Below are 269 nucleotides of genomic sequence, written 5' to 3' on the forward strand. Positions count from 1 at the left end.
CAATCCCATGGCGTTGGGGGTTTTAACGGGGGGGGGGGGGGGCGCGGGGGGGGGTGAAGGGGGGGCGGGGGGTTTTGGGGGGGGGGGGGGGGGGGGCCCGGGGGGGGGGGGGGCCGGGGGGGGGGGGGGGGGCGCCCCCCCCGGGGGGGGGGGGGGGGCGGGGGGGGGGGGGGGGGGGGGCGGGGGGTGTTGGTTGGGGGGGGGGGGGGGGGGGGGGGGCGCGCGCGCGGCGGGGGCGGGGGGGGGGGGGGGGGGGGGGGGGGGGGGGG

At 90.7% G+C, this 269-nt stretch carries 1 protein-coding gene; it reads right to left on the reverse strand.

Translation table 11 applies throughout. The annotated features are described in order from the left end of the window. Positions 1 to 22: 22 nt before the first annotated feature. A partial coding sequence (locus P9230_RS32485; RefSeq protein ID WP_278121760.1) for a hypothetical protein occupies positions 23 to 269 on the reverse strand: 247 nt, incomplete at its 5' end.

It is taken from the genome of Mesorhizobium sp. WSM4887 (assembly GCF_029625865.1).
Classification (GTDB): Bacteria; Pseudomonadota; Alphaproteobacteria; order Rhizobiales; family Rhizobiaceae; genus Mesorhizobium.